Genomic DNA, 18,496 nt, shown 5'->3' with positions numbered 1-18,496 from the left:
AATACTCCCTGCGCCTATTCTGCGCTTACGCTGTTTGTTGCATTGTTAACGGCTACCGGCATGCCAGGGAAGAAGATACGTGCCATACCATCGACAATTATTTCATCCCCTGCGTTAATGCCTGATTTAATTAACCAAAAGTTTTTATCACCAGCATTTGCTGGCTTTTGCACCCACTCACCAACAACAACAGGCGCAGGTCGGGCAATAGTGCCACCTTGCTCACCTTTAGCTACAACGTAGACAAATTTCCCCATACCGTTATCAAGTACCGCGCGCTGTGGCACAACAAACGCATTTTTACGCACTGCACCTTTTAAACTCACGCGAACAAATTGACCCGGACGAAGTTTAAAATCAGGGTTGGGTATAATAGCTTGTAGTTCACTGGTGCCCGTATTTGGGTTAATGCGTACATCAGAGAAGTTAACTAGGCCACTTTTGCTATATATAGAGCCATCTTGCAGTTTAATGCTAGTTTGCCAATGACCGCTTTGTGGCAATGTTAGTGAACCGTTAGCTTCATCTTGGCGCATTTGCAATTGTTCACGCTCCGAAATACCAAAACGTAAACGGATAGGATCAAGCTGGGTTATTTGCGTTAGCAGTAAATCAGGACCTGAAACATAAGTGCCTTCAGAGACAAATTCACGGCCCATAACACCTGCAACAGGCGCTTTAACTTGCGCATACTCGAGATTTAATTGTGCTTCTTTTAACGCAACTTTAGCGGCTGCTAAATTAGTTTTCGCGATGTCTGTAGTCGAGCTGGCGTTATCATAATCACGTTGTGAAACAGATTTTTCAGCGCGCAGTTTACCTAATCGCTTTACATCTCTTTGTGCTTGAACGAGTGATGCTTTTGCGCCGTCAAAGGCGGCTTGGGCACGTTCTAGCGCTAATTGATAAGGTTCTAAATCAACGGTGAATAATGATCGGCCTTTTGTCACTGTTTGACCTTCGTCAAAGTTACGTGATTCTAAAATACCGGTTACGCGTGCTCTTACTTCAACTTCTTTTGAGCCAGAAAGTGTTGCAGGTAATTCAATTGTAAAAGGCGCATCTTCAGTTGCGGCAATCACGGTTGCTACAGAGGCTGGTTGCATAGCCGCTTGCGGTGTTTGTGGGGCTTCACTGCAACCTTGTAAAAGTAAGGCTGTTGAGGCAAATAAAAAGAAAGAAAGAGACAATTTTGATAGTGCGAAAGACTGACGCATGTTTACTCCACAGTTCCAATTGTTAAGTATAATATTTTAAGCATGTATTAAGCTGCCTGAGTATGGCATTTAGCTGGTTTTATGACCAGCATGTAAAGACAAATTACTTTTATTCAGCTTAAGTAAACGCAAGTGTATACCTTAATTTTTAATAGGTATACACTTGCGTTTACTTTTTTACTCTTAGCATTCAAATACAAAAAATAATGCTACAATGTTTGTATTGATATTGGGGGCATTATGGAATCGAGTAATAACAAACAAAATGATGTGCTATGTGCTGCGATACATGAATTTGCGCGCCGTGGGTTAGCGGGTACTACGATGGAAGCCATCGCTAAAAAAGCCACTGTATCTAAGCGTACGCTTTATAAGCACTATGCAAACAAGCAAGCACTATTTGATGAAGTTGTATCATTACTTTTAGCACGCATTGCACAATTACAGAGTTACCAATACTTAAAAGACATACCAATTTATGATCAGTTAAAAGATTTGGCAAAGCTCTGTTTATCTTTGGGCAATGATGAAGATTACCTAACATTGTCACGTATTGTGATTATTGAATCTATGCGAGATAAAGAGCAAGCAGCTCGCCTTGAAGTAAAGTTTTTAGACTGTGAAAAAGGCCTACTAACGTGGTTTGAACAAGCTCAAAGCGCGGGTGTACTTAATGATGTACCTGCTGATATTGCCGCTGCATTTTTTTATGGTGGTTTAAAAAAAATGGCGTATTGGGAGCAAGTGATTAAATGGAAGCCCGCTTTAGATGAAGCGCGCTTAGAGCAGCTTGTGGATTTAACATCGCGCTTTTTTATCAGTGGCATCAAGCTTGAAAAGTAAAAACTTGATGCTGGGTATCAACTGATTGCCCTAGGATTAATTAAAGACTGACGTTATTATTTAAGTAACGCTACTAACTCAGTTAAATCATTCACCTTGTAGTCAGGTGTTTTTGCAAGCGGATAGAGTGCTTTACCAGGGCGTGCTATAAATGCCGTTTGTAAGCCTGCTGCTTTTGCGCCCGCAACATCCCATCCGTGCGCGGCTACCATTAGTGCTTCTTCAGGTTTTACCTGTAATTTTTGTAACGCCCATTGATAAGCACGCAAGTCAGGTTTATAGATTTTAATATCTTCAATGCTGTAGCGCGCTGCAAAAAAGTCGGTTAAACCGGCACTTTCAAATTGTGTTTTAACCCCGTTATTTGATGAATTAGTTAAACTAACTAATTTATAACCACGATCTTTGAGTATTTGCAGTGCTGCTTTTACATCCGAGTGAGCCGGAAGACTCAGTAGTGGTGTAACAATCGCTGTTTTTGCTTGCTCAACATTGAGTTTAATCGCGTTATTTTGCGCAACCATTAGCAGCGATGCCACACCAATTTTTCCAAAGTCTTGATAGTCACCAATTGCCGTACTTACCAAAGAGTGATGCAACATAGTTGAAAACCATAATGGTAGTAAGTCTTCTCGCCCGCCCAACGCAGCCCCAATAGATGTTCGCATAGATTCAAGATCGAGCAGGGTTTCATTTACATCAAAAATAATTACTTTTGGTTGCGCTAATGTCTTTTCAGCTGCCATAAGATCGCCTCCTATAAATTGACAAGCTACAAGTAAGCTTAATGTTAGCGTTTTAAGTTGTTTAAACAACACCATAATATTAACAGTCCTGTTGTAGTGCATTTAAAATAGCACAGGGCTCTGCGCGTAATGTGTAATCACTATTAACAAAAGCATAAATCACATGACCTTTTTGGTTAATGATATAGGTGGCAGGTAGAGGGAGTTGATAGCTATTGTCTCCATTGGCAGCAGGGATATCTAAACCAAATTGTGCATAAATAGGTTTTAATCGCTCATCTAATGTAAACACTAAACCTAATTGCCTAGCAACTTTGTTACTCGTATCAGAGAGTACATTAAAGGCTAATTCATTCTTTTCAAAAGTTGATAATGATGCATCAGGGAGCTGTGGCGATATCGCAATCAGCTGAGCATTTACGGCTTTAAACTCAGGAAGCATCTCGTTGAGGGCTTTAAGTTCTAAATTACAGTACGGGCACCAGCCACCGCGATAAAAATTAATAATGACGGGGCCTTGCTCTAATAGCGTCGATAGAGTGACGGGTTCATTAAGGTGATTATTTAACGTAAAATCATTTATTGACTGGTTTAGTTTTAAGGCATTAAATTCAATATGCTGTGCAATTAAATCTTCAGTGGTAGCATCCATAAGCGCGAGAATGTCGCTAGGCACTTTAGCAATTTTGGCTAGGTTGTAGTCGTCTATTTGTGCTTTTAAAGTCATGATTAGTTTTCCTGTTTATCATTTAATATAAGCGAGTATAGTGTTTGGTTTAATTAAATAAACACTGTAAAAACGAAAGCTTAATTCGAAAAATTCAAACGCTTTAAAAGGGTTGGTTATGTACAGCATTAGTGATTTAGAAACATTTATAGCGATTGTGGAAAATAAAGGTGTGTTAGCTGGGGCAAGTGCACAAGGGCTTTCGCCTGCAACAGTGAGCCATCGGTTGGCTAAGCTTGAGCGAGAATTGTCGACGGTTTTAATATTTAGAGATAGTCGCCGTATGCGTTTATCCCCAGAAGGGAAGATATTTTACCATCGTATCGGCACCATCTTGGAAGCGCTATACGATGAGGAACATAGTATCGGTGCTCGAGGTTCTTCTGTTAGCGGTTTGCTCAGGGTGACTATGCCTCCTTGGGTCTTTTCGAAGTTTGTAATGCCCAAATTAAGCGAATTTGAAGAACGTTACCCTGATTTACAGTTAGATTTTTTAATTTCTGATAACTTCGTAAATGTTGTTGATGATGCTCAGGATATTGCTATCCGAGTTGGAAAACTGAATGATTCAGGGTTACTTTCGCGCAAAGTAGTAAATAATCGGCGTATTCTATGTGTAGCACCAAGCTATGTAGAAAAGCACGGCATGCCTACTAGTTTTTCGAAGTTAGTCAATCATTATTGGGTCTGTTTACCTTGGCAGCGTCAATTAAAGTTACTAAATGAACAACAGGAAATTGTAAATTTGAATGCCAAAACACGGTTTACGATTTCTAATTCTGACAATATGACACAAGCCGCGATTGCTGGACATGGCATTGCCATAAAGTCAAAATTAGCTATCGCAGAAGAGTTACAAAGTGGTGCGTTAGTAGAGGTGTTACCCGGTATTTTGGCTGACGATGATGCACCTGTATGGTTTTTAAAACCGCAAAATAGTTTAACAACGCAAAAAACAGAAGTTTTCTATGCTTTTATGAAGTCGATATTTGAATAATAACGCTCTGATTAAAGCGATTGTATTTAATTTGTTACTTTTTTGCACCCATAATAACGACAATTTAACAATTAACCTTGTAATTGGCGCTAAAACTCGTAGTCTTAGCGTATTCATATTAACAAGGGGCAGTTAAGGATGACGCGAGGAACAAAAGTAACGACTACATTTATTGAATTGTCTGCACAACTACGACGATTTGTATCACGAATAGTACTACCTGACGATGTTGAAGATATCGTACAAGAAACCTTTGTTAAAAGTTATGAAGCCGATTTAAAGCAAGATATAAAATATACTCACAGTTATATGCTAAAAACGGCAAAAAATTTGGCGCTTAATCACATTGCGAAATGGGATAACCAATATAATGATTCTCTTGATAGCAGTGATGATTATCAGCAAAATTTATCATCGATGCAGCTAGAAGATGAAGTTACATCTAAAGAGCGATTCTTACTTTTTTGCAGAGCAACAGAGCAATTAAGTCAACCAGTACGTAAATGTTTTATATTAAAAAAAGTCTATGGCATGAGCCAAAAAGAAATTGCTGCGCAAATGAATTTAAGTGAAAGTACTGTTGAAAAGCACATTGCCAAAGGGTTACTAAAAGCAATGCAATACATGCAGCAGCAAGAACATCCTTCAGAGTCTGTCGCCGATAAAGACACCCTTACCAGGAGGGTAGGAAAATGAGTAATATTCATCAATTTTCATCAAAAGACGCAATTCAAGCCAAAGCAAGCCGCTGGATAAGTGCTATGGATCGTGGTTTGTCGGATACTGAACGTGCCGCATTCCAAGTATGGGTAAAGGAAAGTAAAGCACACCAAGACGCTGTATTTGAGCTTGCCCAATTGTGGGATGAGTTGAGTGTATTGAATGAATTGAGTAGTCTGTTTCCTAATAAACAAGTGCCTTCACAGCACAGTGCACCGCGTTTTAGTTTTTCTGTGGCTGCGAGTATCTTTGCTGCTATGTTGGTTGCCAGTTTTATGTTTATCGGCATTGAGCATTGGCCTAGCGCTCCACAAGAGCAGGCTAAATATAGCAAAATTTATCGCACTAAAGTGGGTGAGCAAGCAACGTATGTGTTGCCCGATAGCACGATTGTTCAGCTCAATACCAATAGTTTATTAGAAGTGGCCTACACACAAAATCGCCGACAATTGATTTTAACGCGCGGTGAAGGGCGTTTTAATGTGGCAAAAGATGCATCACGACCTTTTAGTGTCATGGCGGGTGATAAATCGTTTACAGCATTAGGGACTGTCTTTAATGTACAACGCAATGCAGCTTCTGATTTAGAGTTGGTTGTAACTGAAGGCAAAGTGATGATCACAGACCCTGCGGTTGAAGTAAATGCAGAGCACTTTGTGCAATTACAAGATGCAAGTAACGACACACTTGAAGTAAAAAATATTAATGCCAGTATTGTGATCTCAGGTGAAAAAGCATTAATAAAAGAAAGTATCACTAAGCCGATTAAACAATTAACACAAGATGATGTTCAGCGAGATTTAGCATGGCAACATGGTATGCTAATTTTTAATGGAGAACCCCTGAGCGAAGCGCTGCAAGAAGTAAGTCGTTACACTGCTACGCGCTTTGAACTAACGGATCCAGCGTTAGCTTCACTTAAAGTTGCAGGTGTTTTTAAAGCAGGTGATATTGCTGGTTTACTTGATAGCCTTAAATTAAATTTAGCCATTGATCATGAACGATTAGGTGAACATATTGTTAGCCTAAAACATAGCAATAACAGCTAAGCATGCCTACTTACTTGTTTAAATAAAGTGTTGTAAGTTACGATGGTAAAACTAAAAAGTAAAAAAATAATCAATAAAAAGATAAAATTACGTAGCGGATTTTTCTTCCTCAACTGTTTGTATAAGTTGCGCAGTAACCAAACATACACCCATTGTGGTCTATCAGTATTTGCATCGATAGCATTGATTTTCAATGTACACGCAAATACTGTCCAGTCACAGATGGTGCAATTTGATATAAAAGCGCAGCGAGCAGATCTAGCACTGATTGACTTTGCAAAACAGACAGAACAAACCGTGGTTTTTTCATTTGAACTGGCAAAGCAGTACCAAGCCCAATCAGTATTTGGTTATTACACTCAGTTAGATGCATTAAATACAATGTTGCAAAATACTGAGCTCGATGCGGTTGTTGATCAAAATGGTTTACTGAGTATAAAACTCAAACAAATCAACAGGAATGATAACAACATGATGAAGCTTTCAGGGGTCAGTGCAGCTGTATTACCACTTTTAATGGCAGCTAACAGCCAAGCCGTTAATGCACAAGAAGAAACAGCAAAAGAAAACATCGAAAAAATAGCCATTGTCGGCAGCCGTGTAGCGGGCCGTTCAGTTGAAGATTTACCTGTTCCAGTTGATATTTTAAGTGCCGAAGCGCTTGAAAACACAGGCCAAACCGAAGTTGGCCGTATGTTACAGTCTATTGCCCCTTCATTTAACTTTTCAAGCTCGTCAATTAGTGATGGTACCGATGCATTACGCCCTGCGACATTGCGTGGTTTAGGCCCAGACCAAACACTCGTCCTGATCAATGGTAAGCGTCGCCATCAAGCGAGTATTATTCACATCAACACTTCAGTGGGGCGTGGAACTGCGGGTACAGATATGAACGCGATCCCAGCTTCAGCGATTAAACGTATTGAAGTCTTACGTGATGGTGCGGCCGCACAATATGGCTCTGATGCAATCGCGGGTGTAATTAATATTGTTTTAAAAGATGCCGATGATGGTGGTAAAGCGGCCATTAATTATGGTCAATATTCTGAAGGGGATGGCGAAACCGTCAATCTTGATTTTAATAAAGGGTTTGCATTAGGTGATGAAGGGTATGTAAACGTGACTCTTAATTACAGAGACCGCGCCCCGACTAACCGCGCCGGCCTGCATGGTTCTTGCCAATTTTATGGTTGTAAAGGACTAAGCAAAGGCGTATTTTTAGCCGGTGATCCACGCGAGTTAACAGCGGATCGTAATACCTTTCGAATTGGTGATGCTGATTCACAACAATTTGGTTTGACTGTCAATACCGGGTATGAACTTGGCGATGGCGAGCTTTATGGTTTTATTACTTACTCAACGCGTGATAACGAATCGGCTGCGTTTTTCCGTCATAATGCAAATAAAGATGGTAACCCTGTATTACAAGACAATGATGCGACAATACCGTTAGGTTTCTTACCAAAAATAAATACGACTATCGACGATATTTCGTATAACTTTGGTTACAAAGCACAGTTTGATAACGACGCAAGCTTAGATTTATCTTATACCTACGGTGAAAACAGCATTGGTTACACGACGAGTGACACAATTAATGCATCTTACGCAAACTTTTTACGTTATGACCAAGGTTTAAGTGCTGCTGAGATACGAGCGACTATCCCACGCGAGGCCTATGCCTATGGTATGGAGTTATCACTTCAAACAATCAATCTTGATTTTACGCAAGATTTTGATGACTACTCATTTGCAATGGGCGCCGAAATTCGTACCGATGAATTTAGAATACTGGCAGGTGATGAATATGCGTATCGGGATTACGACACAAATAACGGGGTAAGTATTTACAAGGGGTTAAGTAATGGTGTCGGCAGTGAGGACGCAGATTTTGGTACGCAAGGTTTTGGTGGTTCATCTCCAGCGTCATCTGTTGATGAGTCGCGTGATGTAATTTCATTCTATATAGACGCAGAAGCGTATGTGATAGACGATGTAATCTTATCCGGCGCACTTCGTTATGATAATTACAAAGGCTTTGGCGATACTGTTAATTTTAAATTGGCGGGTAACTGGTCAGTAACTGATGATATCTCACTTCGTGGTGCGTTGAGCTCAGGTTTTAGAGCACCGTCTATGCAGCAGTTGTATTTTAATAACGTAAGCACGCAGTTTATAGGGGATAATGGCAATTTAGTGGCTAAACAGGTCGGTACGTTTAGAAATGATTCAACCCTTGCGCAAAGTTTAGGTATTCCAAAACTAAAAGAGGAAAAATCTCAAAACCGCAGTCTTGGTATTGTTTATAATGTGACTGACAACATTAATGTAACGGTTGATTACTATTCAATTGATATTGACGACCGCATAGTTATCAGTAACCACTTAGGAGAAGGGCTTTCAGAGGAGTTAACTGAGGATTTAGTTAGCGCAGGGGTAGGCGCTGCTCAGTTATTTTTAAATGGCGCAGATACTGAAACGCGTGGTGTAGATTTTGTAACTACATGGAATACTGAAGGGCTCGGTGGCACGCTTGATTTTACACTTGCCGCTAATTTTACGAAAACAGATGTAGTGTCAATATTTACGCCTGATGGCTCTAGTTTAGAAACTGTGCCCGCAGATAGTGTATTTTCTAGTCAAGAAATTTCTATTATTGAAGAGTGGCAGCCAGAAGATCGCATTAATTTAAGTGCACTTTATAAACGTGATGATTGGACTGTTAATTTATCTCTGAATCGTTTTGGTGAATACACGGTAGAAGATGTGGATCGTCAAACCTATTCGGCGGAAATCTTAACTGACGTAAAAGTGAATTATTTTGTTACAGATAATTTATCGGTTAATATTGGGGCAAATAACTTGTTTGACGTTTACCCAGATAAAAATATTATCGGCAATACTCGTTCTGGCACAATTGTAGACGCTGAAGGTAACACAGTTATAAGTAGCCGTGGCATATTTGAGTACTCACGCCGTTCGGCTCCATTTGGTTTTAATGGTGCTTATTATTATATCGGCGCAGAATACCGTTTTTAATAAATAACTCTCCTATTGTTATTTAACATTCCAAGGGCCGCAAGGCCCTTTTTTGTGTTTTAAGGGAATTTGTCATAAAAAATTCACTGTTTTTTAAAGATAAAATCTTCAATAATATCTGGACTAGACCAGATTGAGTTGGAAATTACAATGAATGATTATTTACTATTAACCCCAGGTCCGCTAAGTACTTCAGAGACAGTTAAAAAAGCGATGCTAAAGGATTGGTGTACGTGGGACGATGAATATAACCAAGGTGTAGTTCAAGCAATTCGAGCTAAGCTGGTGGCACTTGCTACGGCACATCCAGGTTACACCAGTGTGCTAATGCAAGGCAGCGGAACGGCGAGTGTGGAGTCTGCTCTTGGTAGCTTAATAAAAAGCAGTGATAAATTGTTGGTTATTAATAATGGGGCGTATGGTGAGCGAATAGGCGAAATTGCTGCCTATTTGAATATTAATACACACATTATCAATTACACCGAAACCCAACTACCGAATGTAACTGATATTGAAGCTGTTTTACTAAACGACTCTGACATTACGCATATAGCAATGGTTCACTGCGAAACAACCACGGGTATGTTAAATCCAGCCGAAGCAGTGGGGCAGTTGGCGAAAAAGCATAACAAGGTGTTTGTTTTAGATGCAATGAGCAGTTTTGGCGGGATCCCTTTCGATTTGGCTGATTGGCATGTTGATGTGATGATTAGCTCGGCAAATAAATGTATTCAAGGTGTACCAGGTTTTGGTTTTGTGATTTGCAAACACCATCTTATAGCGCAAAGTGAAGGTGTTTCACGTTCCCTTTCTTTAGATCTCTATGCGCAGTGGCACTGTATGGAGAAAAACAATGGTAAGTGGCGTTTTACTTCACCAACTCATGTTGTACGGGCTTTTTATCAGGCATTAGTCGAACTTGAAGAGGAGGGAGGGATCACAGAGCGTTATAAACGTTACAAGGAAAACCAGCATATTCTTGTCGCGGGAATGAAAAAGCTTGGTTTTTCTCCTTTATTAAATACGTCAGTGCATTCACCGATTATTACCTCGTTTTTATCACCAACAGGACAGGGTTACGACTTTAAAACGTTTTATGATGCACTAAAAAACCAAGGGTTTGTGATTTATCCGGGTAAAGTGTCGGATGCGGATTGCTTTCGTATTGGTAACATTGGCCATGTATTTGCAGCCGATATGCATCGTTTGATTGACGCCGTTGCAAGTAATCTTTATTGGCAAGATACAGTATAAATTGAGCTATACAAGCGATATTAGACGTATCGCTTTATTGGCCTTCGACAATCATTTCAATCGCATTGTGTAACCAATATTCAATATTATGATCAACCAATTTTTCTTGCTCATCAAAACGCTGACGCACTACTTTTAAGCATGGTGTACCACTGTTTTTTTCAAGCATCTCGCAGACATCGTCAGGAAGCACCGTTACGCTAATAATGCTCTGTTCTTTTACTACATTTGTTGCATACTGTTTGGCCATGATCTCGGTAATTGAGCTATTTAACGAATGCTTATTAAGACCGTCAAAGCGCTGCGCATCACAAAAAATGTCTTCAAACATAACTGCACGATTGTCTAAGCTACGCACTCGCTGCAGATGATATAGGCTCTGTGCGCTAAAAATATCGGTAAAATTAATATTATCAATTTTGTTCGCACTCACTAAACGTGTTTGTGCTGTGAAGCCTTGCTGCTTAGCAAGTTCGTAGAAGTTAACTTTTGTTGCGGGATGCCATTTTAGTTTATGTGGAGTGACAAACCAGCCTTTTCGTTTTTGACTATAAATTAATCCTTCTGCTTCTAATCGGATCAATGCCTCACGCACAGTGATACGTGTAGAGTTGAAGTGCTCTTGTAAAGCCCGCTCTGATGGCAGCTTACTGCCCGTAGCAATTTCGTCTTGCTGGAGTAGGGTGAGGATATAATTGCGAATTTCTTGAAATAAAAGCATATTTTTTATGTTTCCCACTGATTATCCGATAGCTTAGTCGATATTAATGACATTAATAAGATCTAATTTTTATGTGTGGGCCTTGTTGTTGCGCTACCAAGGCACATTGTGCATCGTGAGAAAGCTGCGCACAGGTCCTATCGTAGTCAGTGTTTGCGTAAGTTAGAGACAAAAACTAATTTCTACCTCTGTTGAAGTAATGATAGGAAAGTCTTGTTTAGACATTGTATATTACCTGAGTGATTGCGTGTCAACTTTTGCTGCACTACCGCTGAGTTTAGCTAAGTAGCAGTCGATTTTATGCGGTTGCAAGTTTAAATCTTCAGCCAATTCTTTACGGCGAATAGCATTACGCACAATATAGGCGCCAGTGGTTCGAATAGGCTCTATTGGGAATTGCTTAAGTGGCTGATTTACTAATCCGCAGTGTTGCCATTGTGGATTATTATTGAGCACCATAGCTGAGAGTATTTTTGCGCCTAAATAAGACTGAACAATACCATTACCAGAATAACCACCAGCATAAAGCACGTGTGGGTGTGCGTTTAAATGTCCAAAAAAAGGAAAGCCAGTGGCACTTCTGTCAGATGGCCCAGTCCATGTGCGTTCGATAGGCAGTTCATGCCCTTTGAAAAAATGAGCTAATGAGCTATCAAGTAATTTTTTATAGTGACTTGGTTGATCAAATTTGGGATGTACTTTATTGCCATAACTGAAAAAATTTCCACCTTTGCCAAGCATTAAACGCCCATCTGAGGTGCTGCGGTAATAGTTAACAAAAGTACGAGAATCAATAATTGCACTACCATGATTTAACTTGAGTTGCTCGAGTACATCAGGTATTGGTTTGGTGATGATCATGTCACTTGAAACCAAGACTACTGAGCGAGAAAACTTGTTTTGTAAAGTGGGTAGCCACGCATTAACAGCAAAGATAAGGGTATTACAAACTAACGCCCCTTGATTGGTGGTGACATTTATTGGCTCATGGTCATGATGCTGTATATAACGACAATGCTCAATAACATCAACCCCCATTCGTTGGGCAACACGCTTAAGCCCTCTGACTAATTTTGCTGGTTGGATACTGCCGCCATGAGCAGAAAAATGAGCATGCAAATTTTGTTTTGAGCCTGTTTGTAACAGTTGCTCAGCAGTGCACTTTTGCCAAGAATTGAGTTTAAATTGATCTAAACAATCCAAAGCGTTATCAAGCAAGCCCAGTTGTGCACGGTTAGAGGCGGTATAAAAACATCCGTCAATTCTGCAGTCACAGTCAATACCTTGTTCTTTTGTGAATGCGCTTATTTCATGCACGGCTAGTTCAGATTGCTTAACTAAAAATAGTGCGTTATCTAAACCAACAAGCTTAATTAGGCTAGGAAGCTTTGTTGACCAGGTTAGCATTGCACCACCATTTCGCCCAGATGCGCCTTGGCCGCATAATCCTTGCTCAATAATGGTTACTTTTTTTGTAGGGTGTTGTTGCTTTATATTGATAGCAGTCCAAAGGCCGGTGAACCCGCCACCAATAACGCATACATCAGTGTGATGCCCTTGGGGTAATAAATGAAAAGGCGCAGCGGCCTCCTCATTTATAGCGCTATCAAACCAAAAAGGTTGATATGTCATTAAGGGCGCTCTCCACGTGCAAGTCTTGCTTCAATTTGCATAAGAATAGGCTCAATATCAGCGAGTGAATCAATCACGTAATGTGCGCCACTGTAATAAAGTTGTTGGTAGGCTGTACGAGTAAGTTCATCTTGTTCGGTTTGTGAACATGCTTGCCATTGTGACTCTGTTAGGCCCACTGCATTGCCTGTTAATGCAACGCCGACTGTCCACATTCCGGCGTTTAAGCCTTCTGCAATTCCAGGTGCTGAGTCATCGACTTTAACGCAATGTGCGACATTGCTGATCCCCAATACATTTACATTTTCAAGGGCCATCCAAGGACCTGGACGAGATCCCGCTGATAATTCATCGCTGCCCACGCTGTGATCGGGTTTATAACCATATTCAGCCGCCGCAACTTCTAATATATCCATAACTTGGCGAGGATAACCTGAGCAACTGCCTATTTTCAAACCTTGTTGCTTTAAGCGATTTAACACCGGTAATACCCCTGCGATTGGCATTGCTCGCTCAGCGACTTTGGCTTTTTGTAATGGCATAAAAGTCTCGTAAATATGATCAATTTGGTCATTACTCATAGGCGCACCAAACTGCGTTTGCCAACGCGCTTTAATATCAGCAAGAGATCCTAATGTTGCGATGTGATCCCATTTACCCATGCCCATTGGAATGCGCGCTTCTTGTAAACTGATTTCGAAATTAAACGCGGTTTTAAATGCTTCAACAAAAATGGTGGTTGGAGCAACTGAGCCATGATCAACAACCGTGCCGGCCCAATCTAAAATGAGTGCTTCTAACTTTGTCATAATGTTCCTTAAATATTTATAGAGGCCAATGCTGGCGCAGATGTTTTTTGTGTAGATAAACGAATTGAAAAGTAACTTAATGAGCACAGTACTAAAAAGCCAGCCACAGTGCCGACCCAGTAACTGGCGGTAATAAAGAAGTTCAGCCAACTGATTTCAGGCATTACAAAGGTACGATAGAGTAAAATGCCCACAGAGCCTAAATAGCCAGCAGAGTCGGCTAGATATATTAAAAACCCTGCGTTAGCTGTTGAACCAACGGCAGAAATCATTCGATCAAATAAGAAGCAGTTATAGGGGATGTAGCTAATATAAAGGCCTGCACCGAGTAACACCATCCAAGCTTTGGCGCTAAGTAATTGGCTTTCAAAAGCCAAAGTGCTGCTTATAAGTAAGCAAGCGCCAAATAATATAAATGCATGATTAACGTAAAATGCGGTTTTATTATTTTTCACCAGTACCATTGCGCCCAAAGCGATTAGTACGATGAGTGCCATACGGATCCCCGCATAAGCAAAAATAGCAGGCTCTTGCCCGTACCCCAGTGCTTGCCATATTTCCGCTGCAAAGTTGTCACGAAAATCACGAAAGCCTGTAAAGAGTAAAAAGCTCAATATCAAAGTGCTGATACCAAACCAATAACGTTTAAAAAACTGCCAGCGTGCTTTGGCATCCATAGGTAAGCGCTGTTGACGGGCTTGCTGATCTGCCAAGGTTGGATCAGGTAATAATGTTAAACATTTAACACTCAGTAATAGTATCGGCAAAAAAAGCGCGCCGGTTGCAGCAGGTATCCACAGTTCAGGTACATTTAAAGTGTCAATTAGCCATTTGCCAACACTTCTGACTAAACCAGAGGCGAGAATAAAGGTAACACTGAGCACCGCACCAAGAATTTCAGAGGTGCGCCTGCCTTCTAAAAAACTAAACACAATTCCCCAAATCATGCCAAGCGATAAACCGTTAAAAAACAGCCAGACAATATTAAAACCAACCGGTGTGATGGCAAATAAAATCAGCGATAATTCGGCACCCGCGATCATGGCAATGATCGCTAGACCGCGTTGTTGGTGACGCATTTCTGCAATGACCTTAACGCCTATAAACTTAGCGCATAGATAGCCTAAAACTTGTGAAAGAATTAAAGCTATTTTAAAGCTGACTTGCCAGCTCGGATCGTCAAACTCGGTATAACTATTTGCAGTAAAGGGCTTTCGAAAAGCGTACATACAAAAGTAAGTCATAAACGCAGAGCTGGCGGCGAATAAAACAAAGCCAATACCGTGAGCACGTTTTAGCCATTGTGGTTGAGTAAACATAAAGCAATCCTTTGCGGGGCACAGCCCCGCACAACATAGAAGTGATCAGAATTGGTAATTAATGCCAATCATGCCACGCACACCGTAATATTCGACTTGCAGAGGGCGACTCTCATCGCCTAAGTAATATTTAAGTGGCTCGTTAGTTAGATTGTTTAACTCTAAATAAACTAATGCATTATCGTTAAGCTGATATGACGTAGTAAAATCAACACTGGTGTTATCGCCATAATAGCTATCAGACTGTGAGTTGCTGCCATGCTCTTCGATATATTCGCCTTTATAGTTAAGCGCAATTCGCGCAGCAAAAAATGAATCATCGTAGTACAAGGTAAAGTTATATAAGTTATCGGCTTGGCGTGAAATCGCGACCTTGTCGGTTCTGCCTGGGATGCTCATTTGTGAATCCATAAATGTAGCATTGAGCATAACGCCCACACTTTCCAAAGCAGGGTTAATAAAGGCTAAGTCACGATTAAAAGCCATTTCAACTCCAGCAAGCCACGCGCTATCCCCATTTTCTGGGCGAATAATATTGACGCTACTTTTGTTGCCAAACTTACCCATTGAGCTACTTTGAAAAATAGGGTCGCTGATATCTTTGTAGAACACCCCCGCAGAAATTAAACCGACTCTTTCAAAAAAGTACTCAGCCATAAAGTCGAGATTATTTGAATAAGTAGGATCAAGTTCTGGATTACCAGTAACAAGTTCGTTTTCTGCTTCTAAATAAGTTGCGCCAGGGGTAAGGGAGCCAAAATCAGGACGAGAAAATGAGCGAGTTAACGCTAAGCGATAGTTTGTTTGCTCATCAAAATGATAGGTAAGGTGCAATGCTGGTAACACAGAGAGATAATCGTTACTTGCGCTGCTAGGGATGACTTTATCCTCGTCAGCTAAATACAGGTAACCGTCAACTTTCGTATCGGTTTGTGTTAACCGTAATCCACCTAACATTTCCCACTGGCTATTAAAGGTATAAGTTGCCATTGCGTATAACGATGCGTGCTGTTCACTCACATCAAAATTACGACCAAGTGCACCGCCATTTTCGATTAAAGCAGACTCACTCTTATCAAGTACAAATTTTTCTTTATTTTTATTCCAAAATTGTGCCAAAGAATCAGTTGCGGCAACCTGCGAAAATTGACTTTGATAGTCAACATTTAGCTCATTTAAGTAGTCATTTCTGCCTGGTTGGTTTGATAAACTAAAGTCACTTAACGTAGGTGCTAGGCCATACTGAGCTTCATCCCATGCGTAAAACTCATCACTAAAACGCGCTACGCGTTCTTTATCACGATATTTAGCACCTACTTTTAATATTAAATCGCTGTCTAGTTGCCATTCAAAATCTGTGCTGGCGACAATTTTATCTTTTTCGTTAACGAATACTTTATAAAGCTCTACCCAAGAGAGCTTTGCTTTACTGGGATCGAATGAAAACCCATTGGGTAAGTGATTACTGATTGCATTCCAAGGATCGCTGCCGTTATCAACCGTGTTATAGGCATAATTTTTACCCGTTCCACGGTCTTCTAGCCCTTGATAGCCGACATCTTTTTGATCAAATCGCACGACAAAATAGCTGTTGTCATCGGTATTAGGCGTATCACCATAACGAAACTCGTTTTCGTAACTAGAGAGTTTCCATGAAAGGGTTTTGTCGTAACCGAAGTAGTGCTCACCAGCAATCTCGAAACCGGTCATTTCAGTAATTAATTCATTTCGGATATGTTGTACTTCTGCGCGGTTTTTATCAAAGCGCATGCGGTGTTTGTAATGCGTTTCATCATCTATTAGTGTGCCATACATAGCTGTAGCACTTAAAGTTCCTTGCTCTAACTGATATTCAATAGCACCATTAAGGCCATAGGTTTCGCGTGTACCCGTGTAATCACGTAGCTCTAATCGATAAATACCTAAGCCGTCATTACCGCGACGAGGTTCATAGTTATCAGTGGCCCAATCTCGTTGCCAAGCGGTCGCATTAATTAAGAACCCTAACTTGTCATCAAGGAGTCTATCTCCGTAAAGCACATTAGCTGAGTAATTTGTACCATCAGCTAACTCATTTTGGCCAATAGCAAAATTGGTATTAAATATAAAATCATCGGGTGCTTTTTTGGTTACAAAGTTTACGTTGCCGCCAATCGCATCGCCTTCAATATCAGGTGTAAGCGCTTTAGATACTTCGACAAACTCGATGAGTTCACTAGGGAAAAAGTCAAATGCAGTGGCGCGGCTGGTGGTTTCTTCCTCGGCGGTAGGTAAACGATCGCCATTTATACTTGCAGAGCTCCACTGTGCTGGTAAACCGCGAACGGCAACAAAGCGACCTTCGCCTTGATCTCGCTCAATTGATACACCTGGGATACGTTGCACAGCCTCAGCAGCATTTCGGTCGGGGAGTTTACCAATCCCATCTGCAGAAATAATATTTTTAATGCTTTTAGCATTTTTTTGGTTATTTGCAGCGGCCATTTCACCACGTTGAATGTGTCCTACGGCAATAATTTCTTCAATAGCATTATCGTTTGTTACTGCGAAGAGGGTGATTGGTTTTAGTTTTTTTACCTCATCTTCTGCAATATTTATATCAATTAAATAAGGTTGATACCCTAAGTAAGATACTTTTAATTGATAACTACCCGCATCAAGCTTAGGTAGTTCAAATTGGCCTTGATAGTTGGTAACCGTACTTTTATCAGTGCCTACAATGCTAATTAACGCACCTGATAAATGTGTTTTGTTATCTTTAATTGTACCTACAAATGTTGCGTTTTGAGCAACTGTATTATGGGTAACAAGTAATGCACTGGTACTTAGTAATATTGCCGTTGCTATTGCATGTCGTTTCATTATTAGTTCAGCCTCAAGTTTAAAATATCTGGTCTAGACCAGCATTGTTAAAGCTAATAATAAACGGCTATCTTTACAAACATGTGACGAAAAGATTTATTTATGAAAAAGGGCCGAAAGGCCCTTTTATAGTTTTTAGTGGGAGGTGAGTGCTATAGGGTAATTATTATAGTCTTTAATATTATTCATTACGGTCACTAATGTTTGATGTGTACTGTTTTCGTTCGCGGCAATTTGTACGGTAGTAATTTCATATTTGGCTGCGAACATGGCGAGATTAGTTGCAACTTGGTCTAAATCAATTAACCGTCCGGAAAAATATACCGCATTACTTTGGTCAATGGTGAAGCGCGCATTTTTAGATTGCTTATCTATTTGAGGGTTATCTACAGGGCGTTGTAACTCAATACCTACGGGTTTAACAAATGAAGTTGTAACAATAAAAAAAATTAATAATATAAACACAATATCAAGCATGGGCGTCATATCTGCCTCGGCGTTATTTTGTTTTACATGTTGTTTATTTCTCATAATGGAACCTTATTATATTTATTAAGTTTA

15 protein-coding genes are annotated in these 18,496 nt (G+C 40.3%); 6 read left to right on the top strand and 9 right to left on the bottom strand.

Going from position 1 to position 18,496, the window contains the following annotated elements; genetic code table 11:
* Nucleotides 1-14: 14 nt before the first annotated feature.
* Nucleotides 15-1,217 (bottom strand): efflux RND transporter periplasmic adaptor subunit, encoded by a 1,203-nt coding sequence (locus tag A7967_RS05700; RefSeq protein WP_054203529.1) that lies wholly within the window; start codon nt 1,215-1,217, stop codon nt 15-17.
* 240 nt (nt 1,218-1,457) lie between these two features.
* Here A7967_RS05700 and A7967_RS05695 point away from each other — a divergent pair, with 240 nt between their 5' ends.
* Nucleotides 1,458-2,060 (top strand): TetR/AcrR family transcriptional regulator, encoded by a 603-nt coding sequence (locus tag A7967_RS05695; RefSeq protein WP_054203530.1) that lies wholly within the window; start codon nt 1,458-1,460, stop codon nt 2,058-2,060.
* A 56-nt stretch (nt 2,061-2,116) separates the two neighbouring features.
* Here the strand turns inward: A7967_RS05695 and A7967_RS05690 are convergent, their stop codons facing one another.
* Both A7967_RS05690 and A7967_RS05685 read right to left on the bottom strand, forming a co-directional pair.
* The gene (locus tag A7967_RS05690) at nt 2,117-2,881 is read right to left on the bottom strand and encodes a haloacid dehalogenase type II (protein WP_064435484.1); all 765 of its coding nucleotides are present in this window, start codon (nt 2,879-2,881) and stop codon (nt 2,117-2,119) included.
* 4 nt (nt 2,882-2,885) lie between these two features.
* Nucleotides 2,886-3,533: a peroxiredoxin-like family protein gene (locus A7967_RS05685; protein ID WP_054203532.1), complete on the bottom strand. Its 648-nt coding sequence runs from the start codon at nt 3,531-3,533 to the stop codon at nt 2,886-2,888.
* Between the two features lie 118 nt (nt 3,534-3,651).
* Here A7967_RS05685 and A7967_RS05680 point away from each other — a divergent pair, with 118 nt between their 5' ends.
* The 5 genes from A7967_RS05680 to phnW all read left to right on the top strand — a co-directional run bounded on the left by A7967_RS05680 (nt 3,652) and on the right by phnW (nt 10,592).
* A complete protein-coding gene (locus A7967_RS05680; protein ID WP_064435483.1) occupies nt 3,652-4,530 on the top strand; it encodes a LysR family transcriptional regulator in 879 nt (292 codons plus the stop codon).
* A 138-nt stretch (nt 4,531-4,668) separates the two neighbouring features.
* Nucleotides 4,669-5,226, top strand: coding sequence for a sigma-70 family RNA polymerase sigma factor (locus tag A7967_RS05675; protein WP_054203534.1), 558 nt, complete (start codon nt 4,669-4,671; stop codon nt 5,224-5,226).
* Entirely contained in the window at nt 5,223-6,299 is a 1,077-nt protein-coding gene (locus tag A7967_RS05670) for a FecR family protein (protein ID WP_054453390.1), read from the top strand. Before A7967_RS05675 ends, A7967_RS05670 begins: the two co-directional genes overlap by 4 nt.
* Before the next feature lie 42 nt (nt 6,300-6,341).
* The gene (locus tag A7967_RS05665; RefSeq protein ID WP_064435482.1) at nt 6,342-9,338 is read left to right on the top strand and encodes a TonB-dependent receptor plug domain-containing protein; all 2,997 of its coding nucleotides are present in this window, start codon (nt 6,342-6,344) and stop codon (nt 9,336-9,338) included.
* A gap of 150 nt (nt 9,339-9,488) precedes the next feature.
* A complete protein-coding gene (gene phnW, locus A7967_RS05660; protein ID WP_064435481.1) occupies nt 9,489-10,592 on the top strand; it encodes a 2-aminoethylphosphonate--pyruvate transaminase in 1,104 nt (367 codons plus the stop codon).
* Between the two features lie 34 nt (nt 10,593-10,626).
* Here the strand turns inward: phnW and A7967_RS05655 are convergent, their stop codons facing one another.
* The 6 genes from A7967_RS05655 to A7967_RS05630 all read right to left on the bottom strand — a co-directional run bounded on the left by A7967_RS05655 (nt 10,627) and on the right by A7967_RS05630 (nt 18,466).
* Nucleotides 10,627-11,313, bottom strand: a complete 687-nt coding sequence (locus A7967_RS05655) for a GntR family transcriptional regulator (protein WP_064435480.1) — start codon at nt 11,311-11,313, stop codon at nt 10,627-10,629.
* Between the two features lie 231 nt (nt 11,314-11,544).
* Complete coding sequence (locus A7967_RS05650; protein ID WP_064435479.1) at nt 11,545-12,945, bottom strand: FAD-dependent oxidoreductase; 1,401 nt, start codon at nt 12,943-12,945, stop codon at nt 11,545-11,547.
* Complete coding sequence (gene phnX, locus A7967_RS05645) at nt 12,945-13,754, bottom strand: phosphonoacetaldehyde hydrolase (RefSeq protein WP_054203539.1); 810 nt, start codon at nt 13,752-13,754, stop codon at nt 12,945-12,947. Before phnX ends, A7967_RS05650 begins: the two co-directional genes overlap by 1 nt.
* Nucleotides 13,755-13,762: 8 nt before the next feature.
* Nucleotides 13,763-15,073: a DUF5690 family protein gene (locus tag A7967_RS05640; RefSeq protein ID WP_064435478.1), complete on the bottom strand. Its 1,311-nt coding sequence runs from the start codon at nt 15,071-15,073 to the stop codon at nt 13,763-13,765.
* A 45-nt stretch (nt 15,074-15,118) separates the two neighbouring features.
* Nucleotides 15,119-17,935 carry a TonB-dependent receptor gene (locus A7967_RS05635; RefSeq protein WP_064435477.1) on the bottom strand — a complete coding sequence of 939 codons (2,817 nt, stop codon included), beginning with the start codon at nt 17,933-17,935 and terminating at the stop codon, nt 15,119-15,121.
* Between the two features lie 135 nt (nt 17,936-18,070).
* Complete coding sequence (locus A7967_RS05630) at nt 18,071-18,466, bottom strand: ExbD/TolR family protein (protein WP_054203542.1); 396 nt, start codon at nt 18,464-18,466, stop codon at nt 18,071-18,073.
* Nucleotides 18,467-18,496: the final 30 nt, after the last annotated feature.

Origin of the sequence: Pseudoalteromonas neustonica (assembly GCF_001653135.1) — a bacterium.
Lineage (GTDB): Bacteria > Pseudomonadota > Gammaproteobacteria > Enterobacterales > Alteromonadaceae > Pseudoalteromonas > Pseudoalteromonas neustonica.
This window is presented reverse-complemented; position numbering and strand designations above follow the sequence as displayed.